The sequence below is a fragment of the Aeromonas sp. 600276 genome (genome assembly GCF_049175815.1).
In the GTDB taxonomy this organism is placed as follows: Bacteria; Pseudomonadota; Gammaproteobacteria; order Enterobacterales; family Aeromonadaceae; genus Aeromonas; species Aeromonas dhakensis.
In genome coordinates, this window is record NZ_JAAKVU010000033.1 from 1 (window position 1) to 21,855 (window position 21,855).

Genomic DNA, 21,855 nt, shown 5'->3' on the forward strand with positions numbered 1-21,855 from the left:
GCGCGTTAGCAAAGCGGTTATGCAGCGGATTGCAAATCCGTTTAGTCCGGTTCGACTCCGGAACGTGCCTCCATATTCTCCCTGTCTGAATTTTCCGATATCGACCGTTTCGTGCGGCGCTTTGTCGTATCAGTATCCCTGCTGCAGCAACAGCTGTTCGCAACCCTGCTGTTGCCACTCCCGCTCCAGATAGCGGTTTACCTGTGTCAGGTCCTGTCCCCGGTACTGAAACTGCACTTCGGCCGAGTGTTCGGTCACATCCATCATCTTCTGTTTCAACTGACCGCACTGCCACAGGCTGACGGTGGGGGCTCCCTTGTAGGCCAGGGTGATGCTGTCGTCCCGGTTGAGCTGCCAGTCCTGCCATTCTGACCAGATCAGCAGGCCCAGGATCCCTATGATCGCCATTTCTGCGGGTTTCATCGCCTTGACTCCATGTTGACTACCAACTCATTAAATCTGGTCAAACACGGCCGCTTTGCCAGCTTTTGTTGCCTGTAAGTTAATGGATGTAACCCAATTTCACTTTGTGGCTTTTCAGGGCGTTTTTTGCAAAAAAATGGGATTCCTGGTGTAGTAATCCTACAAATTGTGGAGTAATCTTTGCTCAGTGGTCTTACCAGTGAGGAGTGCTATCATGTTTCATCCCTATTCCCTTACTCAGATAATTCTTCGTCGCCTCTATGTGCTGCTGGTGGGTATGCTGGCTTTCCCCGTGATGCTGTTTCGCAGTGACCGGGCCCGTTTCTACAGCTATCTGCACCGGATCTGGAGCAAAACCAGCACCAAACCGGTATGGCTCAAGATGAGCGAGCGCGGCGAGCGGATCTTCTACTGAGGTCCCGGCTTGATGACAAAGGAGACAGCTTCGGCTGTCTCTTTTGCATTTATGTCCCTTGGCCGTGCAAATTGCATTCAATAGGGAGAAATGAGATCTGTATGGCGCCCTCTGCGCCAGACTTTGTCGTGCACGGTGAAGGCGGGTGGCGCCGCGGTACAATCCGGCCCGCGGGATCCCGGGTAGAGTGGCGACTCATTGATCCGAGGAGCTTTTTACATGTCCGATATTTTCAAGGCCGCCTTCATCTTCGTCGCACCGGGGGCGGATCCCGCCAGCCACGCCAGCTGGGTCAAGACGGAGAAAGTCCATGTGAAGACGATCGCCGTGCCCGACTACCAGGGAGGCCGTGAACTGCTTGACGAGCTATATCGGGAGGGGATCAGGGCGGTGGAGCTGTGTGCCGGATTTGGTCACCTGGGGGTCGCTGCCATGGTGGAGGCGGCTGCAGGGCGCATGGAGATAGGCGTGGTGCGCTTCGATCGCCATCCCTGTCTCGACCATGTCAGCGGTGATACCCTCTTCCTGTCCGCCTCCGAACCGAGCCAGTGAGCAATATCGCAGCCCGCCATGATGCAGTGCCGTAAATTTCAGCCCGCTCCCGATCTGGCGCCCTGGCTGGCGCAAGGTTGGGAGTGGCGCCTTGGCCACCCCCAGCCGATGCCTGAGATCTTCCCCGGCACCGGGGCCGAGATCCTGTTCAATCTGGGGGCTCCCCTCACCATCACGATCCTCTCGTCAGCAGACTCGCCCCGCACCGTCACCGTGGCCACGGGGGCGGCCGTGTTGCTCTGCCCGCGCCATGCCCACCTGCGCTTTGCCGCCCATGGCCAGACTCATCTGCTGGGGCTGCGGCTGCGCTCTTCGGCCTGTTTCGATCTGTTTGGCGTGCCGCTCGAGCAGTTGAGCGATCGGGTGCTGTCCCTCGATGAGCTGGGGATTGTCTGCCCCGACCCGCAGTGGTTGATGCTGGAGGGGGCAGGGGCGCTGGGGGCCTGGTTGCGCCGGCAGGTAGCGAGTCGTCCGCCGCGGGATCTTGCGCTGGTACGGGCGATAGAGCGGCTCTATTACGGCACGCCGGCGATTGAGTTGCAGCTGCAACTGGGGATGAGCGCACGCACCTTTCAGCGGCGATTGCGCAGCCATCTCGGGGTGGATGCCCGCTATTTTCTGCGTACCGCCCGCTTTCAAAGGGCGCTGCGCCAGCTGCTGTCGGGCGCCCCGTCGCTCGATGCCCTGCTGGAACAGGGCTATTGCGATCAGCCCCACTTCATCAAGAGCTGCCACTTCTTTACCGGGCGCTCGCCCGGGCAACTGCTTACCCCTGAGCACCAGCGCCTCAACCACTACAGCCCGCAGATAAACCGGCTGGCCGGATCGCTTTGACGACCCAGCCCGCTCGGCGCTTTCCATTCATCTTGTCTTGCGACCAGCTCGCCTCTCGCCGCCGCGCGCTGGTGAAAATGTGCCGGCAAACCCGCGTCGGGATGGTCGGGGAGGCGAACCGGTTACCCCGTCACCGCCATGCCATCGTCTCTGTCGCCGACTTGATGTCAATGCCAAGGGGCCGAGAACATCCTGAAAACTCCTTTTAAAACAACACTCTACTAATTGTGTTTTTTGTAGATGTGCCGATTTCGCATTTTTTTTGAAATCATTTCGTCGCAGCGCCGGTTCTATGGAAGGCATCCGGTCGCGAATGATCGGGCACACCACACACAATCAGAAGGAACAGAGAATGAACGTTAAAAAGAGCACTGCCATCGCCTCCGCCATGACCGGTCTGCTGGCCCTCGGCGCCCAGTTCATTGCCGCCCCGGCCATGGCTGCCGACGAGAAGGAGAAGTGCTACGGCGTGGTGAAGGCGAGCAAGAACGACTGTGCGACCAAGACCAACTCCTGCGCCGGCACCGCCAAGATGGATGCCCAGGGCGACGCCTTCGTGGTGGTGCCCAAGGGGCTGTGCGAGAAGCTGGCCGGCGGTTCGCTGCAACCCAAGTAAGGCTGGGTGCCACGGTGTTGTGCACCGTGGCTCTCTTTTGATGGCCAACCGCGAGTCTTTGCGATGAACCCCTTGATTGGTATTGGATTGCGAACCCCCCATTACGACGAGATGCTGCGTACCCTGCCGGCCGTCGGCTGGCTGGAGGTGCACAGCGAGAATTACTTCGAACGGCACAGCCGGGGTTTTCAGGTATTGAGCGAGCTGGCCCGGCACTATCCGGTCAGTCTGCACGGGGTCGGCATGTCCCTGGGGTCGGCCGATGGGCTCGACCTTGCTCACCTTGCCAGCCTCTCGGTCCTGGCCGGCGCCATCAAGCCGGTGCGCATCTCGGAGCACCTCAGCTGGGGCAGCATCGGGGGGCGTCACTTCAACGATCTGCTGCCGGTCCCCTATACCCGGGAGGCCCTGCTCACCATGAGCGACAAAATCATGCAGGTGCAGGATGCACTCGGCTGCCGGCTGCTGATCGAGAACCCCTCTTCTTACCTGCAACTGGCGGGAGAGATGCCGGAGTGGGAGTTTCTGGCCGAGCTGCAACGGCGCAGCGAGTGCGGCATCCTGCTCGATCTCAACAACCTCTACGTCAGTGCCTTCAACCACGGCTTTGCGTGCCGTGACTATCTGGCTGCCATCGACATCGCCACCGTGGGTGAAATCCACCTGGCCGGTTTTACTGACAAGTCACTGCCGCAGGGGCACCTCTATATCGATACTCACAGCGCGCCGGTGAGCGAGCCGGTCTGGGCCCTCTATGCCGAGATCTGCCGCCAGCGCGCCATCCCCACCCTGATCGAGTGGGATCTCGAGATACCGCCTCTCCCCGTGCTGTTGGCTGAGGCTGAGCGTGCGAGCACCCTGCTGGATGCCGCCATGGCCGCCCATCTTGCGTCGGAGGCCGCCCATGTCTGAGCTGGCCCACCGGCAGCAGCAGTTTGCCGAGGGGCTGCTTGGCCAGAGCGAGGCCATTCTGCCCCACGTCCACTCCCGCCTCTTCCCGGCCGATGCCGTGCTGCAGGTCTATCGCAACCACTTCATCCTGAGCCTTGGCGAGGTGCTGGCAGGCAGCTACCCGGCGGTTAAGGCCATGGTGGGGGAGGCGTTTTTCGACGCCGCGGCGCGCGGCTTCGTGCTGGCGGAGCCCCTCTGCGAAGGGTGCGTGATGCACTACGGCGCCGGCTTTGGCGACTGGCTTGCAGGGCTGCCCACCACCGCCGAACTGCCCTGGCTGGGGGAGCTTGCCCGTTTCGAGTGGGCACTGGAGCGCACCAGTCTGCTGGCCCCCGAGGCACGCCACTGGCCGGCCGAGCGGGTGGCGGCCCTGCCGCCAGCGGCCTGGCAGACGCTGGTGCTGATCCCGGCCTGTGATCTGCTTCTGTTCGACAGCCTTCGCCCGGTGGAGGCCCTCTGGCAGATGGCTCTGCACCAGGGGGAGGCGGTGCACGATCTGGCGGCCCCTGCCTGGCTTGCCCTCAAGAAGCAGCCCGATTGTCGGGTATTGCCGCTGCGCCTGAGCGAGGGGGAGTGGCGCCTGCTGGATGGCTGCCGCCAGGGCATCGCCCTGTCGACCCTGCTGGCGCAAGATCCGCAGGCTGCAGAGTATCTGACCCGCCTCGTCACCCTGGGCCTGCTGGTCGATGTGACCTCAACGCTGGAGTAAATTCGATGACAAACCACAAGTTCCCCCTGATGCAGCAACTGGGGCCGGCCGCCCCCTGGTGGCTGAGCGGCGCCCTGTTGCTGCTGGCCAGATGCTGGGTGGCGGCGGTCTTCTTGCGCTCCGGCTGGCTCAAGCTGAGCGCCTGGGACAGCACCCTCTACCTGTTCGAGTTCGAGTATCGGGTGCCGCTGCTGCCCTGGCAGTGGGCAGCCTGGCTGGGGACGGCCACCGAGTTGCTGCTGCCGGTGCTGCTGCTGCTTGGGCTCTTCACCCGGCCGGTCGCCGCCCTGTTGTTTGCCTTCAACATCATGGCGGTGCTCTCCTATCCCGCCCTCTGGGCCGGCGGCTTTTACGATCACCAGTTGTGGGGCTGGATGCTGCTGACCCTGGCGGTGTGGGGGGCGGGGCCGCTGGCCCTGGATCAGTGGCGCCTTGCCAGGCGGGCATGAAGCCGCCACACTGGCGCTCTCATCAGGCACCCTGCGGGGTGCCTGTTCATTTCATCACAAGGAGGAGAGGCGATGATCATCCGGCAGGCAACACAGGCAGACATTCCCGCGCTGGTGACCCTGCGCATGGCGCTGTTTTGCGAGGTGGGGGAGCTGAACGAGCCGTTGGCCGATCTGCCGCTGTGGCAGGCCACCACCGCCTATTTCAGCACGGCGCAGGCCGAGGAGAGTGCCCGCTCCTGGGTGGCGGAGGTGGATGGCGAGGTGGTGGCGAGCGCAACCCTGGCCCTCTTTGTGCGCCCGCCCTATCCCGGCAATCTGACGGGGAGGGAGGGCTATCTGCTCAACATGTATACCCTGCCTGCCCATCGCCGGCAGGGACTGGCCGGTGCCCTGCTGGACCAGATGGCGGACTATGCGAGGGTGCAGCAGCTGGGCCGAGTCTGGCTCCATGCCAGCGAAGAGGGGCGTCCCCTCTACGAGCGGATGGGGTTTGTGAGCAACCCCGCCTATCTGGAGTGGCAACCCGGGTGATCCCGCTTGCCGCCCTGCCCGTATCACGCCTGCCAACGGGAGACGGGCGCTGCGAACCTCTCCCTGGCTGTGGCAAAATCTCGGCCAAATTCTGATCGAGTCACCATGCTCAACTATGATCAGCCTCAACAGGCACGTGCCGGTTCACCTTGACGCCGAGTCTTGTGCCCGTTCCCACCTTGTCAGGTCATTACAGAGGTATGACACCCATGTTCAACAACAAGCTGAAGGCGCAACTGCAGGCCTGCCAGGCACAGCTCGCCGAGTCACAGGGCTTCGTGGAGGCGGTCAAGGCCGGGATCGCGACCATCATCTTCACCCCGGATGGCGAGATCCTGGAGGCCAATCAGCCATTTTTGAGCCTGATGGGTTACAGCGCCATCGAGCTGCAGGGTCAGCACCACCGGATGTTTTGCAGCCAGGAGCTGGCCCGCTCCGCCGAGTACCAGCAGTTCTGGGCCCAGCTCAAGCAGGGCAGGGTCAAGTCCGGCATCTTCTCGCGCCGCAACAAGCGGGGCGAGGTGGTCTGGCTGGAGGCCAGCTACTTCCCGGTAAAGTCGCAGGGCAGGGTGACCCAGGTGATCAAGATTGCCAGCGACGTCACCGCCGAGCATCAGCAGCTGCTTAACCAGGAGGCGGTCTCCAAGGCGCTCGAACGCTCGCTGGCGATGATCGAGTTCACCCCGAGCGGCGACATCCTCTCGGCCAACGCCAACTTCCTGAGTTGCGTCGGCTACACCCTGAACGAGCTCAAGGGGCGCAATCACCGCATCCTGTGCGATGACGCCTTCTATGAGGAGAACCCCCGCTTCTGGGAAGAGCTGGCTCAGGGACAGTTCAAGTCCGGGCTCTTCCTGCGGCGCAACAGCCATGGCGAGGCGATCTGGCTGGAGGCCACCTACAACCCCATTCGCGACGAGAGCGGCAAGGTGAGCCGGGTCATCAAGTTTGCCAGCGACATTACTGATCGTGTCACCAAGAGCCACGCGGTGCGCGATGCCACCCAGGTGGCTCACGCCACGGCCCAGGAGACCCTGCGCTGTGCCGAACAGGGGGCAGAGTTGCTGCGCTCCGTGGTGGAGACCTCGTCGCTCATCAGCGAGCAGGTGGACAAGACCATACTGCTCATCAACCAGCTCAACGAGCAGTCCAGAAGCATAGAGGCCATCGTCTCCACTATCAGCAGCATCGCCGATCAGACCAATCTGCTGGCCCTCAATGCGGCCATCGAGGCGGCCCGCGCCGGCGATCAGGGGCGCGGTTTTGCGGTGGTGGCCGACGAGGTGCGCCAGCTGGCGGCCCGCACGTCGCTCTCCACCGACGAGATAGCCAAGGTGGTGCAGAAGAACCGCGAGCTGACTGCCAGGGTGACCGACGACATGGCCAGGGTGGCCGGCAGCGCCGAGCTCGGCAAGCAGCAGATCGACAAGGTCAACGAGGTGATGGTGGAGATCCGGCAGGAGGCCAACAACGTCTCGGCAACCGTCTCCAGCCTCTCCATCTAGTCTGCTGGCGGCCCCTCTTAGGATGCGGGCCGCCTTGACCACTATTTCAACGACCTGTGCGCAATGTGAGCAGTCGAAATCCCAATCTGAACCCCTGCTGTATCGCTCCCTGCTTGTGAATTGCCCGCCGGCGGCGGCCTGTTTAGGCTTGCCGCCTCATTATTTCTGGAGCAGATAAAGACGATGGCAACGAGAAGAGAGGGCAGGGCGCTGGCGCTGCTGGCAGGTGTGGTGGCAAGTGTGGGACTGAGCGGCTGCATGGGGCAGATGGGGCTCTCCTCCATGGTGACCAAGGGCAACCTCAGCGTGGTGGACAACCGTTACGGCCGGGCCGGGGTCTTCATCCTGCTCTCGCCGGTCTACGGTCTGGCGGCCACCGCGGATCTCTTCGTGTTCAACACTATCGAATTCTGGTCGGGCAAGAACCCCATCACTGGCAAGTCGCCGGCGCTGGTGGATCAGAAGCTCGACGCCCTGATCAAGGTCAACCAGCACCTTGACCCCTCCCTCAACAAGGTGCCGCTGGCCCTGCTGCCGCAAGGGGTACGCGAGGTGGAGGTGAGCTACCCGGACGAGCGCACCGCCCAGATGGAGGTGCACTACCTGGACGGGCGCAGCAGCCTGATGCGCGGCGAGAAGCGCGGCGAGCTGCTGGACATCTACTTTGACGGCCGACTGGTGTCGACCCTGACGCCGGCCCAGCTGGAGGAGAAAGCACGGACCGGTAGCGCCGAGGTATAAATTCATCTGAATCCAGATCTATTCCTCTCTGGATAAGGTATACCTAGTCAGCAGGCAAGATCGCCAAGATGACCAGGGATACAGGCTATGACGGTGAATGGATTGCGGTTGGCAGAGTTGATTGGTTCCCTCAGTCATGCGCTTGACATGACTGAGGGTCAACCAAGAGGGCACTGTATTCGCTGTTGCTGGATAGGTTCCCGTCTGGCAGAACGGTTGGCGCTGGATGCTCGACAGCGTCATGATCTCTATTACATGCTGCTGCTCAAGGATCTGGGGTGCAGCAGCAATGCGGCCCGTATCTGCGAACTCTATCTCACCGACGATCTTCACTTCAAACGCGACTTCAAGCTGGTGGATGGCTCTCTCTCCGAGGTGGTGAACTTCGTGCTGGGCCACACCGGCCTGCAGGCGGATCTGCTTGGGCGTTTTCGCAGCCTGTTTCACATCTTTCGCAACGGCGATCAGATAGCCAACGAACTGATCCAGACCCGTTGCCATCGGGGGGCGGACATCGCTCGTCAACTGCGTTTCAGTGAAGAGGTCGCCACCGGTATCCTCTCTCTGGACGAACACTGGAACGGCAAAGGTCGGCCGTTGCAACTGGTCGGTGACGCGATTCCGCTCTTCTCTCGCATAGCGCTGCTCTGCCAGGTGGTGGATGTGTTTCACGCCGCCGCAGGCCCTGATGCGGTGCTAAAAGAGCTGCGCGAGCGCAGCGGCAGCTGGTTTGACCCTCAATTGGTTAGCGAGTTTGAAGCCTTGGCGGATGGTGATTTTTGGCAAGGACTGGCGGATCCCAAGCTGACTGAGTGGGTGTTCGTCCACCCGGCCGGGCAGAGTGAGGTCGCTCTTGATGAAGATTATCTGGACGAGATCGCCGCGGCATTCGGCCAGGTGGTGGACTCCAAAAGTCCCTACACCGCCGGTCATAGCGGCCGAGTGGCACTCTATACCGACATTCTTGCCACTCAGATGGGGTTGTCCGAGCAGAGACGACGCTGGCTCAAGCGCGGTGCTCTGCTCCATGACGTGGGCAAGCTGGGGGTGAGCAATGCCATTCTCGACAAACCGGGCAAACTTGATGCGCAGGAGTGGGCCGCCGTGCAGATGCACGCCGCCTATACCGAGGAGATCCTGAGTCGCATCGGTGCGTTTGAGGAGCTGGCGCAAGTGGCAGGTGCCCACCATGAGCGCCTCGATGGCAAGGGTTACCCTAAAGGATTGAAAGGGGACGAGATAGCCTTGGAAACCCGCATCATCACCACGGCCGACATTTTTGATGCCATCACTGCCAAACGGCCCTATCGTGGAGCCATCCCGGTGCCCCAGGCGCTGGAGATGATGGCCGAGAATCTGGGGACGGCCATTGATCCGGATTGCTTTGCCGCTCTGCAGGCAGGGATCCAGGATTTTTCCCTCTACCTCCCGCTCGAGCAACCGCTGGCAAACGCCAGTTAATATTGGCGCCATATCGGGCATCAGTCATTTGTCATTGGCTTGAGACGACAACGCCCCGCTTTGCGGGGCGTTTTGCTATGGGTGGCTCTGGCTGCGGGGCGGGTGCATCACCAGGCCCAGCAGCCGGCGCAGGTGGGTGAGCTGTTCGGTGAGCTGCAGATTGAGCCACAGATAGCCGCTGATGGCGGCCTCGCCGCCGGCGTCGATCCGCACCCGGCCGGCCGCCTCCTGCAGGCGGCTGATGGCCAGCTCCGAGCCCTGCAGCTCGCCGCTTTTGAGCATCAGCGCCAGCTCGCTCATCAGCGCCTCGGTCGCCTGCTGGCAGGCGCGCAGTTCCGGGGTGCTCTGCATCAGAAAGTGGCTCTGGCGATCGCGCCAGTAGGTGTTGGCCAGCATCTCCAGGGTGCAGAGGGTGTTGCGCATGGTGGTCTGGATCGCCTCGAACAGGGCGCTGCCAAGGCGGGTCTCCTTGACCGCCGGGGTCAGCAGGGGGCGCAGACTCACCATCTTGGAGAGCAGTCTGGCGTGGCTGTGGGCGAGCCGAGGTCGCTCCAGCACGTTGGGGGAGAGGTGGGTGTGATAGAGCCGCTGGGCCTGCTGCAGGGTATCGTGCATCTGCAGCCGCCAGTGGCTGTAGGCGCGCTGGGGATAGATGCTGCAAAACAGCAGCGCCAGCAATGAGCCCAGGATCACGTCGGCGCTGCGCCACAGGGCGGTCTCGATGTCGCCGGGCATGGCCCCCATGGTGACGCCGAGGGTGATGCCGATGAGCAGCCCCACATAGGGGCGCTTGCCGAGCGCCAGATAGCCGCACAGGAACATGATGCAGCCGCACCACAGCAGCATCAGCGGCAGGGAGTAGAGCTCGAGATAGAGCGCCACCACCCCGCAGCTGGCGCCGAAGATGGTGCCGACCACCCGCTGCAGGGCACGCGACAGCACATTGCCCCAGAACGAGATGGGGCCCATCACCACCACCAGGGTGATGAGGGGCCAGGTGCTTTCCGGCAGTTTCAGCTCGCGGGTCAGCAGAAAGGTGAGCATGAAGGCGAGCGCGATGCGCAGGCCGTGGACGATGCGGTAGTGACCGTAGATCAGCAGATCGAGTCGGGAGAGGGGGGCATTCAGGCGCAAGGGACAAGCCTCGGATTCATGGGGGCAGCCACCCCGCCACGCCCGGCGGGGTGGAGACCGGTATCAGGCCACTCGTCCCTGGAGTGGGTGGATCCAGACCCGCTCGCCGACCGCGATGGCCGGCTGGGCGGGGACGATTTCAATCAGGCAGTTGGCATCACTCATGGAGCTGAGGATGCCGGAGCCCTGCGGCCCTGTGGTGCGTACCCGCAGCACGCCGCTGGCGTCCTGATGGAAGATGCCGCGCAGGAACTCGGTGCGCCCGGGTCGGCTCTTCATCTGCTGCTCGGCCAGGGCTGAGAGGCGCAGCGGCTGCCACACCCGGCCCTGCAGGCGGGCGATGGCGGGCTCGACGAACTGCAGGAAGCAGATCATGGCGGCCACCGGGTTGCCGGGCAGGCCGAAGAAGGGAGTCTGCCCCAGCTGGCCGAAGGCGAGCGGGCGACCCGGCCGCATCTGGATGCGCCAGAAGGCGATCTGGCCAAGCTCGGCCAGCACCTGCTTGATGAAGTCGGCATTGCCCACCGACACCCCACCCGAGCTCAGCACCAGGTCGGCATCGGCCGCGGCCTGTGCCAGTTGCCAGCGCAGGATGGCGGGATCATCGGGGATGATGCCAAGGTCCATCACCTCGCAGCCGGCCCCGGCGATGAGCGCCATCAGGGTGAAGCGGTTGCTGTCGAAGATGTGGCCGGGGGCGAGCGTCTCGCCCGGTGCCTGCACCTCGTCGCCGGTGCTGAACAGCGCCACCTTGAGCGGCGCGCGTACCGTCAGGGTTGCCTGCCCCAGAGAAGCCGCCAACCCGAGCTGAGGGGCACCGAGGCGGGTGCCGGCCGGGATGGCGACTGCGCCTAGCGCCAGATCTTCGCCGGCCTGACGCACGTTCTGCCCCGCCTTGACGGGGGCGCTGACGCTGACCCATTCACCGTCAAGCCGGGTCTCTTCGCGCATCACCACGGTGTCGACGCCGGGGGGCAGCGGGGCGCCGGTCATGATCTGCACCGCCTGCCCGGCCAGCACCGGCTCGCTGCGCGGCTGACCCGCCAGCACCTCCCCTACCAGCTGCCAGCGGCCGGCGGCGAGATCGTCGCTGCGCAGGCCAATTCCGTCCATTGCCGAGTTGGCGTGGGGCGGCACATTGATGGGGCTGACGAGATCCCCCGCCAGCACGGCGCCGTGGCAGCGGGCGAGCGGCAGGTCGCGGCAGGCGGTGACTGGGGTGAGGGCATCGAGAATGGCGTTGCGCGCCCCCTCGACCGACAGAAAGCCGTTGCCAGCCTCCTGCTCCCGCGTCTGACTCTCCTTGAGCCAGCGGCAGACGAAGTCGGCGATGGCCTCCAGATCATTGATGTCGAGCCGGGGCAGGGTGGTCTCTACGGGCTGATCGCTGGCCAAGGCGATGATGTCACCATCGTCAGGGAACAGCAGCGGCTTGCCGATGGCGGCGCGGTGCAGCTCGATTTTCGGGAAGTGCTCATGCTTGAACCCCTCCACCAGCAGCAGGTCGAGGCTGCGCTGATCGAAACTGGCCAGCAGCTCGCGAAAATCGGCCTCACCCAGATCAGTTTCAACGATGCGGGCGTGACGGCGGCGGGAGGCCACCATCATCTGGCTGGCGCCGGCCTGGCGCAGGCGGTGGCTGTCTTTGCCCGGCTGGTCGATGTCAAAGTCGTGATGGGCGTGCTTGAGTACCCCAAGGCGCAGGCCGCGGCTCACCAGCAGGGGGATGAGCTGCTCGAGCAGGGTGGTCTTGCCGGTGCCGCTCCAGGCGGCAAAGCCGAGCAGAGGCAGGGTGGGGGCCGGGGTCATGAGGTGGCTCCTTGTCCGGTCGCGGAGTCTGGCAGGCGCGCCTCGTAGGCGGCCAGCTCGTCCGGGCTGTTGAGATTGATGAAGGCATCCGGCTGGTCGGCAAAGCTCACCACCGCCATCTGGTGGCGGGCAAACCAGATATCGATTTTGCGCTCTCCCTCGGCCAGCGCGGCGGAGAGGGAGGGGAGCAGGGATTTGTGCAGCAGGGCCACCACGGGTTGCAGCCAGTCGCCGTCATGGGCCACCACCAGCTCGGTCTGCGGGGTGAGTGCGGCGCGAAAGCGCGCCATCAGATCGCGGGGCAGGGCTGGGCCGTCGCAGGGCACGAACAGCACCCAGTCGTGGCGGGCGGCACCAAGGCCGGCCTGCATGCCCGCCAGCGGGCCGAGATAGTCGGGGTTGTCGTCGCCGATGACCGGGGCCAGTGCCTGGTAGCGGGCCTGGCTGCGGTTGGCGTTGATCAGGATCTCGTCCACCTGGGGCCTCAGTCGGTCAAGCACGTGGTCGATGAGCGGGCGGCCCGCCAACTCGACCCAGCCCTTGTCGGCCCCCCCCATGCGGGTGGCGCGGCCGCCGGCCAGCACCACGGCGGAGACGGGAAAGCGGTCAGTACGAGGTTCGCTGTGTGAGGTCATGTCGCTCGATGATTTTCAAAGGAGTGGGTTCGTGCAGCCGGCCCCGGGCGAGGGTCCATTGCCGCTCGCACAGGTCGGTCAGATCGTTGCTCTGGTGGCTGATGATGACCAGGCCGCTGCCCTGTTCCCGCAGATCTTGCGCCATGGCGGCCATCAGGGCAACCGAATGTGTATCCAGATTGGCGGTGGGCTCGTCCATCAGCAGAAAGGCGGGCTGCAGCGCCCAGGCGCGGGCCATGGCCAGCCGCTGGCGCTCGCCGCCAGACAAAATGCTGATGTGCTCGCGCGCCAGGCTCTCCAGTTCGACCCGGCGCAGCGCCTCGAACACCCGCACCTCGTCGGCGGCGCGATGGCCGAGGGCCCAGGCCACGTTGTCGTGCACGCTGCGATCAAACAGGTAGGGGGTCTGGTGCAGGTAGGTGACCCGGCCCGGCCCCGGATCGCGCTTGAGCCACTGGCCGAGCTTGCCGCGCCAGCCAGAGGGGAGGTTGGTGTGGCCCCGGGTGGGGGTGAGCAGGCCGGCCAGGATCTTGAGCAAGGTGGTCTTGCCCACCCCGTTGGCGCCGCGCAGCCAGACGGCGTCGCCGGCCGCGATGGAGAGCTGCTCAATCTGGAACAGGTCGCGCTCGCCAAAGCGCATCATCAGCTGGTGGGCGGTCAGGGCCATGGCGTACTCCGGTGGATGGACGGTGGGGGCATGGTCAGTTCTTCAGATAGCTGTGACCACGGCACGCGGTCAGCAACAGGTTGAGCAGCAGCGCCAGGGCCAGCAGCACTATGCCGAGCGCCACCCCCTGGGTGAAGGCCCCTTTCTGGGTCTCCAGCGCGATGGCGGTGGGGATGTTGCGGGTGAAGTGCAAAATGTTGCCCCCCACCATCATGGAGCAGCCCACCTCGGTGACGATGCGGCTGAAGGCGCCGATCACCGCCGCCAACAGGCCGAAGCGGCACTCGCGCATCAGTCCGAGCAGCGCCCTCGGCCAGGAGAGCCCCAGGGTGCGGGCGGTCTCCCAGGCGCGTCGATCGCTCTGCACGAACGCGGCGTGGGCCATGGTGGCGATCACCGGAAAGGCGATCAGCATCTGCCCCACCACCATGGCCTGTTGGGTGAACAGCATCTTCCAGTCGCCGAAGGGGCCGGCCCGCGACAGCAGCATGTAGAGCAAGAGGCCAATCACCACGGTCGGCACCGACTGCAGGGTATTGATGCAGGAGAGCCAGAGCCAGCGCGCCGGGATCGGCAGATAGGCCAGCACGAAGCCGAGCAGCAGGGCCGGCAGCAGCACCAGCCCGAGCGCGAGGCCCGATACCGAGAAGGAGACCCCCACCACCTGCCACAGTTCGGCGTCGCCACTGAACAGCAGCGAAAGGGCCGCCAGAGTGGTCTCGATCAGGGTCGGCACCGGGCGCCTCCGTCAATCAAGGTGGCGAGAGGCATCTCGAGCAGTCTCGGCCGTGGCATCACTGCGGCTTGGCGTCGGCCACGAACAGCGGCTGACCGGCCACCTTGAAGTCACCGATAAGCTGCTGGCCATGCTGGGAGACCAGCCAGTTCTTCAGGGTGCGGGCCCCTTCGGTGTTGAGATCCGGGTAGCGCTTGGGATTGACCAGGATCACCTGGTAGGGGTTGAACAGGCGCTTGTCCCCCTCCAGCAGCACGGCGAGATCCAGCTTGCTCTGGTAGGCAAGCCAGGTGCCGCGGTCGGTCAGGGTGTAGGCACCCAGCTCCGAGGCCATGGTCAGGGTCGGCCCCATGCCCTGGCCGATGGACTTGTAACCGGCGAACTCGGGCTTGACGTCGGCTGCCTGCCACAGGGTCTTCTCCTTGATGTGGGTGCCGGACTCGTCCCCGCGGGAGATAAAGGTCTGCCCCTTCTCCTTGATGGCCTCCAGCGCCTTGGCGGCATCGTGCAGTTTGCCAAGACCGGCCGGATCTTTCGCCGGGCCGACGATGACGAAGTCGTTGTACATCAGGTGCTCCGGCTCGATGCCAAAGCCCGCCTCGACGAAGGCCTTCTCGGCAGAGGGGGCATGGGTCATCACCAGATCCGCGTCGCCGTTCTCGCCCATCTTCAGGCTCTGGCCGGTACCGGCCGCCATCACCTGCACCGGATAACCGGTCTCCTTGGTGAACTGGGGCAGCAGCCAGCCCAGCAGGCCGGACTGTTCGGTGCTGGTGGTGGTGGCGAGGCGGATGGGCGCCCTGGTCTCGGCATGGCTGGCGGCGCTCCAGAGCGGCAGGCTGAGCAGCAGGGCGGAGGAGAGGGCAAGAGCGAGGCGTTTGCGCACTGTGGCTGTGATCATGATGTCAGGGTACCCGGTGATGGAGAGAGGGCAGGACTAAGCAAGCAGGGTGCCAAGCTGACCGCATGCCCTGTTCGGCCCGGTTTTTAATGTGAAAACAGTCGGTTAAGCACCCTAATTGCGTGATGGCACCGTCGCTTTTAATAAACGGAGTTGGCACTTGGGGCCGGTTAGCGACAAAATGTCCCACAGTTTATAAGGTCGGTGGGACAATCCCGGAACCTTGTCGAATCTGAGGTACTTTTTTCATGACTGCACCCGCCAGCCGCTGGTCCGCCCTCTCCTTGCTCATCGTCGACGACGAACCCGGCATGCGCAGCTTTCTCGCCAAGGCGCTGGCCCGCCGCTTCGCCCAGATAGAGACGGCCGCCAGCGTGGAGGAGGCCGAAGCCCTGCGCTGCCGCCTGCATTTTGATCTCATCATTGCCGACATCCGCCTGCCGGGGCGCTCCGGCATCGAGTGGCACGAGGCCATCGACCCCGCTACCCGGCGCAGCGACATCATCTTCATGACCGGTTTCGGCGACATGGAAACCGCCCTCAAGGCGCTGCGGCTCGGCGCCAGCGACTTCATTCTCAAGCCCTTCAACCTGGATCAGATGGTGCAGGCGGTGGACCGGGTCATTGAGCGCCGCCAGATGGAGCGGGAAAACCTGCTGCTGCGCCGGGAGGTGAGCAAGCTGTTCCCACCCACCCTGATCGGCGACAGCGCCAAGACCCGCGAGCTCAAGACGCTGATCGCCCGGGTCGCCCCCTCCAACGCCGCCGTGTTGGTGGAAGGGGAGTCCGGCACGGGCAAGGAGCTGGTGGCCCGCGCCCTGCACCAGCTCTCCGGCCGGATGGGGGCCTTCGTGCCGCTCAACTGCGCCTCCATCGCCCCCGAACTGCTTGAAAGCGAGCTGTTCGGCCACGTGCAGGGGGCCTTTACCGGCGCCCGCAAGGGGCGTGACGGCCTGTTCCGGGTCGCTCATCAGGGCACCCTGTTTCTGGACGAGATCGGCGAGATGCCGCTCGCCATGCAGGCCTCCCTGCTGCGGGCGCTGGAGCAGAAAGCCATCCGCCCGGTGGGGGCCGAGCGGGAGCTTTCGGTGGACGTGCGCATCGTCGCCGCCACCAACCGCAACCTGAAAACAGAGGTGGAGGCGGGCCGGTTTCGGGAAGACCTCTTCTATCGCCTCAACGTGGTGGCGCTGCCGGTGGCTCCCCTGCGCGAGCGGATCGACGACATCCCCGCCCTGGTGCACCACTTCACCCGCCAGCTCACCGCCGAGATGGGCATGGGCGCCCTGCACTGGACCCATGAAGATGTAGTAGCCATGCAGGCCTACCCCTGGCCCGGCAACGTGCGCGAGCTGCGCAACCTCATCGAGCGCTGCCTGCTGCTGGGCAAACCGCCCGCCGAATACTGGCAGAGCGCCAAGCCGGCCGAGTCGGCGCGGGGGGAGGAGGGCTATCCGCTGGAGTGGGCGCTGGCCGAGGTGGAGAAGGCTCACATCCTGCAGGTGGTGGCGAGCTTTGACGGCAACAAGTCGGCCGCCTCCCGGGTGCTCGGGGTGGCGCGCAAAACCCTGGAGCGCAAGTTCAAGGAGTGGGCCATCGAATGAGCCGGCTCGTCCCTTGCCGCCGGAGTGAGTCATGAGGCTGGCGCAGCTCCCGGGGCTGCTCAGAACCAAGGTGCGCTGGCGGCTGCTGCTGCTCACCTCGGTGCCCATCATGCTGACCCTGGCCGGCATGATAGGGCTCACCCTCTACTGGACCCTCACCTACAGCTGGCAGAACCTGCTCACCACGGTGCGCAGCGACCTTGGCGTCGCCCACCACGCGGTGAGCGTGCAGCAGCAGCGCCAGGCTGAACACCTCGAGCACCTGCGCGATGCCTGGGCCTTCCAGCTGCAGCTGCGCGAATCCCCCGCTCGCTTGCGCCAGTGGGTGATGCCGCTCGCCGCCAACTACGGTCTCGACTTTTTGCGCCTGCGCAGCGGCAGCGAGCTGGATCTGCTGCCAGCGCAGGATCGCGCGGCCCTCGCCGCCGGGCGCAGAGTCAGCCACTTCGTGGTCTGGTCGCGGGAGCAGCTGCTGGCGCTCTCGCCGGCGTTGGCCAGCCGCGCCGTGCTGGACAAAGAGCTGGAGCCGGGCGCTGGGCAGGAGACCCGCGGTCTGATCAGCCTCTCGCTGACCCCGGTGATGGGGCGGGATGGCAGCCTCTGGGGCGTGCTGGAGGGGGGGGAGCTTATCAACGGCAGCACCCGGCTGGTGGACGAGCTCAAGGGTCAGGTGTTCGCCAAGAACACCCTGCCGGCCGGCAGCATCGGCAGCGTCACCCTGTTTCTCGGCGATCTGCGGGTGAGCACCAACGTGCCCGCCAGCAGCAGCCAGCAGCTGGGGCGGGCGGTGGGCACCCGGGCCTCGGCGCCGGTGCGCGAACAGGTGCTGGGGCGCGGCGAGCCCTGGATTGACCGCGCCTTCGTGCACGACGCCTGGTATGTGTCGGGCTATGAGCCGCTGCTGGGCGCCAATGGTGAGCGCATCGGCATGCTCTACGTCGGCTTTCTCGAGTGGCCCATTGTTCGCACCTACCTCACCAATCTGCTGGAGCTGGGCTCCGGCGTGGTGTTGCTGTTGCTGCTCTCGGGTCTGCTGGTCTATCGCGGCGCGCGGGACTTGTTCACTCCCATCGAGCGGATGCACAAGGTGGTGCGCCAGGTGCAGGCGGGTCGGCCAGCCCGCATCGGCGAGCTCTACCTCGACCCCGATCACGAGCTGGCCCAGCTCGGCCGCCAGTTCGACGCCATGCTGGACAGGCAGGCGGCGCACCGCCAGCAGCTGGCCCGCAGCGCCGACGAACTGGAGCAGAAGGTGGCCGAGCGTACCCAGAGCCTCGAGCAGAAGACCGCCGAGCTCGAGCACCACATCCACATGCTGACCCAGGCCCGCCAGCAGCTGCTCATCAGCGAGAAGCTGGCGGCCCTCGGCGAGCTCTGCGCCGGGGTGGCCCACGAGATCAACAACCCGCTGGCGGTGATCCTCGGCAACGTGGAGCTGATGAAGCTGGAGCTGGGGGAGGCGGCCGCACCGGTGAGCGAAGAGCTGGCACTGGTGCTGGCCCAGATCGAGCGCATTCGCGCCATCACCCGCAGCCTGCTGCAATATTCCCGCCCCGGCGACTACGAGACGGCGCCGGTGTGGCAGCACCTCACCCCCATCATCGAGGAGAGTCTGACCCTGGTGCGCTCTGCCCTGCGCCAGCAGCAGGTGAACCTGGTGGCCGATCTCAGGGCGCAGCAGCCCATCGAGGCGGATCGCCAGCAGCTGCTGCAGGTGCTGATAAACCTTTTGGTCAACGCCAGCCATGCGCTGGGGGAGCAGGGCCAGATCCGGGTCGAGAGCCGCGACTGGCTGGATGACGCCGGGGCCCTGCAAGGGGCCGAGGTGCGGGTCATCGATAACGGCAGCGGCATCGAGGCGGCCATCATCGACAAGATCTTTGACCCCTTCTTCACCACCCGCGCCACCGGCACCGGGCTGGGGCTGGCCCTGAGCCACCGCATCATCAGCCGCTGGGGCGGGGAGCTGTTGGTGGACTCCACCCCGGGGCAGGGCAGCTGCTTTACCATCCGATTGCGCAGCCACGCCCGGCTGGCCAGCGGTGGCGAGCCAGCCCAGCTTGAAGGGTGGCGCATCGCCCTCAATGCCGAGGGGCGTGAGGCAAGCGTCGAGCCCCAGTCATGACGACAGCATAAAAAGCCCGCCGAACTTGCAGGACGCGCATTGCCCTCAAGGGGGAGGGGGGACTGTCGCAATTGAGAGTGAGACACAAAAAAGCCCGCCAATAGTGGCGGGCTTTTTTACAGGCGAGTGAGGGGATACTTACTGCGGGCTCCACACCAGCTTGCCGCTCTGGGTCAGATCATAGCCGCCGAGGCGGGCCGCCAGCTCGCGCCCCTCGGGGGATTGCAGCCAGCCGATCAGCTGCTGCAGCAGGGTGCGAAAGAAGACCCCCTGCGGCATCACCAGATCGAAGCACTCCTGGGAGAGCGGCATAAAGCCGAGGCCAAACTCGGTGGCTGTACTCTGGGCGCCGGGCCCCACATCCGCATCGCCGCGGCTGATGGCGGCGGCCAGCTCCCGCTCGCTGTTGACCTCGAGGGTGCGCTCCAGCCGGGTCAGCGACTCCCCTTGGGTTTGCAGCCACTCCTGCAGGGCGCGCTGGCTGCCGGCCCCCTCCTGACGCATGGCCCAGCGCCAGTCGAGCGCCTCTTTCGCCTCCTTGGGTTGCAGCCCTTGCCGCAGCACCAGCCCCTGCACCCGCCTAAATCCATGAACGATCACCCATTGCCGGTGGCCCTGATACTGCTGCACCAGCGCCGGGTGGCGCAGGTGGGCCTCCTCGGCCCGGCCCCAGTGGATGGCGCACAGATCCACATGGCCGCGTGCCAGCATCGCCAGCCCCTGACGGGTGCCGCACGGGGTGTAACCCACCAGAGCCTGAGTGCCGAGCTGCCGGGCCAAGCGGCTGCTGGCGTAGTGGAGCAGTACGTCGTCCGATCCCGCCAGCAGCAGCCGGTCGTTCATCACCCCCTCATGGCAACTGCCAAGCAGCCAGCGATCGAGCAGGGATCGCGGAAACAGCCACTTGCCGGTCGCCTTGGTGGCGGGGATACGCGCCTCGTTGGCGAGCTGGTAGACCTTCTTCTCGTTGAGATCGAGGTACTCGGCCACCTGCTTCACATTCATAAATTCGTTCATGACTTAATCCCGCATCCCGCGACCGGCTGAACCGGGCGCCAGCACCGGCGGCTTCTCGTCCAGCGCGATATGGTCGTGACCGCTGAATACCTCAAAATGGCGCCCCTTGGCGCGGGCAATCATGGTGATGCCGAGCTGGCGCGCCAGATCCAGCCCCATCTGGGTGACGCCGGAGCGCGACAGCAGCACCGGAATGCCCATCTGCGCCACCTTGATCACCATCTCAGAGGTGAGCCGCCCGGTGGTGTAGAAGATCTTGTCGTGGCCAGCCTCACCGCGCATCCAGAGCTCGCCCGCCAGGGTATCCACCGCATTGTGGCGCCCCACATCCTCGACAAAGGAGAGGATTTCGCTGCCGCGACAGATGGCGCAGCCATGGACGGCTCCCGCCATCTTGTAGGTTTCGTTATGGGCCGACAGCGCCTTGAGCAGGGCGTAGAGGGTGCTCTGTTTAAGCTCGGGCGCCGCCAAGACCACCCCTTCGAGCTTCTTCATCACGCTGCCATACATGGTGCCCTGACCGCAGCCGGAGGTGACCGTCTTCTTCTCCAGCGACTGGTCGAGATCGGCGGCCTGCTGACTGCTCACCACGGCGGCGGCCTCGCTCTCCCAGTCGACGATCACCGACTCGATGGCTGCAATATCCTCGATAAAGCCCTGATTTTTCAGATAACCCAGCACCAGCGCCTCGGGGCGGGCCCCCAGCGTCATCAGGGTTACTATCTCCTTCCAGTTGAGGTAGACCGTCAGTGGCCGCTCACAGGCGATTTGGCGGGTTTGCAGCGTGCCCTGCTCATCCATCACCTCGACGGCCATGGTGAGCTGGGCTGCGGCATTGCTTTTGATAAAGGTCGGTGTCATGGGCCCCTCGCGACCGGTTGCCGGGATCTAAGGGGAGGGATACAGCAAGTTTTGTTCCAGATTATTTTGAACTCGAGAAATAGCTGAGGTAATGTGAATTATGTATTCGGCTGTTGAAGGTAATATTTGAGAGATGCTTATGGTGTTAAACATAGTCATTTTTCCTGACTAAAAAGGTATCATTCATCTTTAAATAACATGGGTAGACGTCTAATGAGAGATAGCTGGGTGAGATATGAAGACATTGAAGAAAAGAGAAATGGCTATTTCGTTGTCTATAGTCCAGTTTTTACTGGGCAAGATTCTGCTACGTTAAAAATATACATGTATGAACTAAATCTTGTTAAGGAAATAAAAGGAATAGCAGAGGCAGAGTTAAAAATTTGGGTTCAACGCTATGCTACACCACTCATGGTAATTATTAATAACTACACTCAGTCAGATTGGCGCACAAAAGATATTGTTGGACATAGTTTTTTGCTTGGATATCCGCAAGGCGAGAAAGTTATATCGTATTGGGATGAATACCCTGAGCATGAAAAACCAAATTTTGACTTATCGAAAGAAAAACTGGCAATCATCTATGTTGGTCTAGCGGTTAGAACGCAAGAAGACGTCATAAAAAAGCAAGCAAATGAAGCGAGAGGTAGAAAGCTATTATTGTTAGCCATGACGCTTTGGTTCTGTATCATTCCTGCATCTATTGCTTATCTGGGATGGTCAAGTCCATTTTTCTCTCTGCTCGCGCTGATATACAGTTGGTATCTTGCAACGAAAAAAGGACTTCAAATTTGGGGAAGGCAGACGCAGTCTCAAGCAGAAATTGATAAAAGAAAGGAGGAATTGGAAAAAGAGCATCATCACTATCATTGCAAGCTTAATCCAGAAGCCTTTCTTGCACTTAGATATGAGAACTTTAAAAATGAGCGTATATCAAAGGAATTGGAGAAAGTTGAAAGTATGCGATATTAATATTTTTTATATATGGTTCAATTTAGTATGTTGCGCTAAATCGTAGGTTGGTGCTGAACGAAGTGAAGCCCAACGTTTACCACGGAATATTTCAAAAGCAATAGTCGGATAATTCGGTGTTATTCGACGTGTACAGATCTAGTTATCACCTGACACCGGCCTCAAACCGGTGTCTTGTTTACGCTACTTTAGTGCGCACTTCCT

Annotated in this window: 23 protein-coding genes; 14 read left to right on the plus strand and 9 right to left on the minus strand. The window is 63.3% G+C overall.

Annotation, left to right across the window (positions count from 1 at the left end):
* Nucleotides 1-129: 129 nt before the first annotated feature.
* Entirely contained in the window at nt 130-423 is a 294-nt protein-coding gene (locus tag G5134_RS20805; protein ID WP_010633270.1) for a hypothetical protein, read from the minus strand.
* Between the two features lie 214 nt (nt 424-637).
* Between G5134_RS20805 and G5134_RS20810 the strand changes: the two genes are divergently transcribed.
* The 11 genes from G5134_RS20810 to G5134_RS20860 all read left to right on the plus strand — a co-directional run bounded on the left by G5134_RS20810 (nt 638) and on the right by G5134_RS20860 (nt 9,190).
* On the plus strand, nt 638-838 hold the full coding sequence (locus G5134_RS20810; protein ID WP_005303249.1) for a YbfA family protein: 201 nt from the start codon (nt 638-640) through the stop codon (nt 836-838).
* 219 nt (nt 839-1,057) lie between these two features.
* On the plus strand, nt 1,058-1,390 hold the full coding sequence (locus G5134_RS20815) for a DUF6506 family protein (RefSeq protein WP_010633271.1): 333 nt from the start codon (nt 1,058-1,060) through the stop codon (nt 1,388-1,390).
* A gap of 18 nt (nt 1,391-1,408) precedes the next feature.
* On the plus strand, nt 1,409-2,224 hold the full coding sequence (locus G5134_RS20820) for a helix-turn-helix domain-containing protein (protein ID WP_421232167.1): 816 nt from the start codon (nt 1,409-1,411) through the stop codon (nt 2,222-2,224).
* A gap of 352 nt (nt 2,225-2,576) precedes the next feature.
* Nucleotides 2,577-2,840, plus strand: coding sequence for a DUF2282 domain-containing protein (locus tag G5134_RS20825; protein WP_005303242.1), 264 nt, complete (start codon nt 2,577-2,579; stop codon nt 2,838-2,840).
* A gap of 63 nt (nt 2,841-2,903) precedes the next feature.
* On the plus strand, nt 2,904-3,752 hold the full coding sequence (locus G5134_RS20830; RefSeq protein ID WP_323997383.1) for a DUF692 domain-containing protein: 849 nt from the start codon (nt 2,904-2,906) through the stop codon (nt 3,750-3,752).
* Complete coding sequence (locus G5134_RS20835) at nt 3,745-4,500, plus strand: putative DNA-binding domain-containing protein (RefSeq protein ID WP_421232168.1); 756 nt, start codon at nt 3,745-3,747, stop codon at nt 4,498-4,500. Before G5134_RS20830 ends, G5134_RS20835 begins: the two co-directional genes overlap by 8 nt.
* A 5-nt stretch (nt 4,501-4,505) precedes the next feature.
* Nucleotides 4,506-4,949 carry a DoxX family protein gene (locus G5134_RS20840; RefSeq protein ID WP_043171792.1) on the plus strand — a complete coding sequence of 148 codons (444 nt, stop codon included), beginning with the start codon at nt 4,506-4,508 and terminating at the stop codon, nt 4,947-4,949.
* Between the two features lie 72 nt (nt 4,950-5,021).
* Complete coding sequence (locus tag G5134_RS20845; RefSeq protein WP_043171791.1) at nt 5,022-5,483, plus strand: GNAT family N-acetyltransferase; 462 nt, start codon at nt 5,022-5,024, stop codon at nt 5,481-5,483.
* Between the two features lie 209 nt (nt 5,484-5,692).
* Nucleotides 5,693-6,988 (plus strand): methyl-accepting chemotaxis protein, encoded by a 1,296-nt coding sequence (locus tag G5134_RS20850; RefSeq protein WP_421232169.1) that lies wholly within the window; start codon nt 5,693-5,695, stop codon nt 6,986-6,988.
* A gap of 120 nt (nt 6,989-7,108) precedes the next feature.
* Nucleotides 7,109-7,729, plus strand: coding sequence for a DUF3332 domain-containing protein (locus tag G5134_RS20855; protein WP_195878929.1), 621 nt, complete (start codon nt 7,109-7,111; stop codon nt 7,727-7,729).
* An 87-nt stretch (nt 7,730-7,816) separates the two neighbouring features.
* Complete coding sequence (locus G5134_RS20860) at nt 7,817-9,190, plus strand: HD-GYP domain-containing protein (RefSeq protein WP_213343798.1); 1,374 nt, start codon at nt 7,817-7,819, stop codon at nt 9,188-9,190.
* A gap of 75 nt (nt 9,191-9,265) precedes the next feature.
* On the opposite strand, the gene G5134_RS20865 is transcribed toward G5134_RS20860, so the two are convergent.
* The 6 genes from G5134_RS20865 to G5134_RS20890 form a co-directional block, all read right to left on the minus strand.
* Nucleotides 9,266-10,324, minus strand: a complete 1,059-nt coding sequence (locus G5134_RS20865) for an FUSC family protein (RefSeq protein WP_017409127.1) — start codon at nt 10,322-10,324, stop codon at nt 9,266-9,268.
* A 63-nt stretch (nt 10,325-10,387) separates the two neighbouring features.
* On the minus strand, nt 10,388-12,133 hold the full coding sequence (locus G5134_RS20870; protein ID WP_421232170.1) for a bifunctional molybdopterin-guanine dinucleotide biosynthesis adaptor protein MobB/molybdopterin molybdotransferase MoeA: 1,746 nt from the start codon (nt 12,131-12,133) through the stop codon (nt 10,388-10,390).
* Nucleotides 12,130-12,768 (minus strand): molybdenum cofactor guanylyltransferase MobA, encoded by a 639-nt coding sequence (gene mobA, locus G5134_RS20875; RefSeq protein WP_065016888.1) that lies wholly within the window; start codon nt 12,766-12,768, stop codon nt 12,130-12,132. Before mobA ends, G5134_RS20870 begins: the two co-directional genes overlap by 4 nt.
* Nucleotides 12,740-13,435, minus strand: a complete 696-nt coding sequence (locus G5134_RS20880) for an energy-coupling factor ABC transporter ATP-binding protein (RefSeq protein ID WP_065016889.1) — start codon at nt 13,433-13,435, stop codon at nt 12,740-12,742. The genes mobA and G5134_RS20880 overlap by 29 nt, the downstream gene beginning before the upstream one ends.
* A 34-nt stretch (nt 13,436-13,469) precedes the next feature.
* The gene (locus G5134_RS20885) at nt 13,470-14,171 is read right to left on the minus strand and encodes an ABC transporter permease (RefSeq protein ID WP_065016890.1); all 702 of its coding nucleotides are present in this window, start codon (nt 14,169-14,171) and stop codon (nt 13,470-13,472) included.
* 58 nt (nt 14,172-14,229) lie between these two features.
* Nucleotides 14,230-15,072 (minus strand): substrate-binding domain-containing protein, encoded by an 843-nt coding sequence (locus G5134_RS20890; RefSeq protein ID WP_042007208.1) that lies wholly within the window; start codon nt 15,070-15,072, stop codon nt 14,230-14,232.
* A 248-nt stretch (nt 15,073-15,320) separates the two neighbouring features.
* Between G5134_RS20890 and G5134_RS20895 the strand changes: the two genes are divergently transcribed.
* Nucleotides 15,321-16,676 carry a sigma-54-dependent transcriptional regulator gene (locus tag G5134_RS20895; protein ID WP_017765081.1) on the plus strand — a complete coding sequence of 452 codons (1,356 nt, stop codon included), beginning with the start codon at nt 15,321-15,323 and terminating at the stop codon, nt 16,674-16,676.
* A gap of 31 nt (nt 16,677-16,707) precedes the next feature.
* A complete protein-coding gene (locus tag G5134_RS20900; protein WP_421232171.1) occupies nt 16,708-18,801 on the plus strand; it encodes a sensor histidine kinase in 2,094 nt (697 codons plus the stop codon).
* 138 nt (nt 18,802-18,939) lie between these two features.
* Here the strand turns inward: G5134_RS20900 and G5134_RS20905 are convergent, their stop codons facing one another.
* Entirely contained in the window at nt 18,940-19,806 is an 867-nt protein-coding gene (locus tag G5134_RS20905) for a helix-turn-helix transcriptional regulator (protein WP_197495586.1), read from the minus strand.
* A gap of 15 nt (nt 19,807-19,821) precedes the next feature.
* Nucleotides 19,822-20,679, minus strand: coding sequence for a formate dehydrogenase accessory sulfurtransferase FdhD (locus G5134_RS20910; RefSeq protein ID WP_065016893.1), 858 nt, complete (start codon nt 20,677-20,679; stop codon nt 19,822-19,824).
* Between the two features lie 228 nt (nt 20,680-20,907).
* Here G5134_RS20910 and G5134_RS20915 point away from each other — a divergent pair, with 228 nt between their 5' ends.
* Nucleotides 20,908-21,651, plus strand: coding sequence for a hypothetical protein (locus tag G5134_RS20915; RefSeq protein ID WP_156559714.1), 744 nt, complete (start codon nt 20,908-20,910; stop codon nt 21,649-21,651).
* Nucleotides 21,652-21,855 lie beyond the last annotated feature (204 nt).

Bases quoted from the DNA above. Each gene is read 5' to 3' on its own strand.
- G5134_RS20830 (WP_323997383.1), top strand. From the start codon at position 2,904: ATGAACCCCTTGATTGGTATTGGATTGCGAACCCCCCATTACGACGAG.
- G5134_RS20820 (WP_421232167.1), top strand. From the start codon at position 1,409: ATGATGCAGTGCCGTAAATTTCAGCCCGCTCCCGATCTGGCGCCCTGG.
- mobA (WP_065016888.1), bottom strand. From the start codon at position 12,768: ATGACCTCACACAGCGAACCTCGTACTGACCGCTTTCCCGTCTCCGCC.
- G5134_RS20840 (WP_043171792.1), top strand. From the start codon at position 4,506: ATGACAAACCACAAGTTCCCCCTGATGCAGCAACTGGGGCCGGCCGCC.
- G5134_RS20835 (WP_421232168.1), top strand. From the start codon at position 3,745: ATGTCTGAGCTGGCCCACCGGCAGCAGCAGTTTGCCGAGGGGCTGCTT.
- G5134_RS20815 (WP_010633271.1), top strand. From the start codon at position 1,058: ATGTCCGATATTTTCAAGGCCGCCTTCATCTTCGTCGCACCGGGGGCG.
- G5134_RS20900 (WP_421232171.1), top strand. From the start codon at position 16,708: ATGAGGCTGGCGCAGCTCCCGGGGCTGCTCAGAACCAAGGTGCGCTGG.
- G5134_RS20860 (WP_213343798.1), top strand. From the start codon at position 7,817: ATGACGGTGAATGGATTGCGGTTGGCAGAGTTGATTGGTTCCCTCAGT.
- G5134_RS20910 (WP_065016893.1), bottom strand. From the start codon at position 20,679: ATGACACCGACCTTTATCAAAAGCAATGCCGCAGCCCAGCTCACCATG.
- G5134_RS20810 (WP_005303249.1), top strand. From the start codon at position 638: ATGTTTCATCCCTATTCCCTTACTCAGATAATTCTTCGTCGCCTCTAT.
- G5134_RS20850 (WP_421232169.1), top strand. From the start codon at position 5,693: ATGTTCAACAACAAGCTGAAGGCGCAACTGCAGGCCTGCCAGGCACAG.
- G5134_RS20895 (WP_017765081.1), top strand. From the start codon at position 15,321: ATGACTGCACCCGCCAGCCGCTGGTCCGCCCTCTCCTTGCTCATCGTC.
- G5134_RS20870 (WP_421232170.1), bottom strand. From the start codon at position 12,133: ATGACCCCGGCCCCCACCCTGCCTCTGCTCGGCTTTGCCGCCTGGAGC.
- G5134_RS20890 (WP_042007208.1), bottom strand. From the start codon at position 15,072: ATGATCACAGCCACAGTGCGCAAACGCCTCGCTCTTGCCCTCTCCTCC.
- G5134_RS20825 (WP_005303242.1), top strand. From the start codon at position 2,577: ATGAACGTTAAAAAGAGCACTGCCATCGCCTCCGCCATGACCGGTCTG.
- G5134_RS20880 (WP_065016889.1), bottom strand. From the start codon at position 13,435: ATGGCCCTGACCGCCCACCAGCTGATGATGCGCTTTGGCGAGCGCGAC.
- G5134_RS20905 (WP_197495586.1), bottom strand. From the start codon at position 19,806: ATGAATGTGAAGCAGGTGGCCGAGTACCTCGATCTCAACGAGAAGAAG.
- G5134_RS20805 (WP_010633270.1), bottom strand. From the start codon at position 423: ATGAAACCCGCAGAAATGGCGATCATAGGGATCCTGGGCCTGCTGATC.
- G5134_RS20845 (WP_043171791.1), top strand. From the start codon at position 5,022: ATGATCATCCGGCAGGCAACACAGGCAGACATTCCCGCGCTGGTGACC.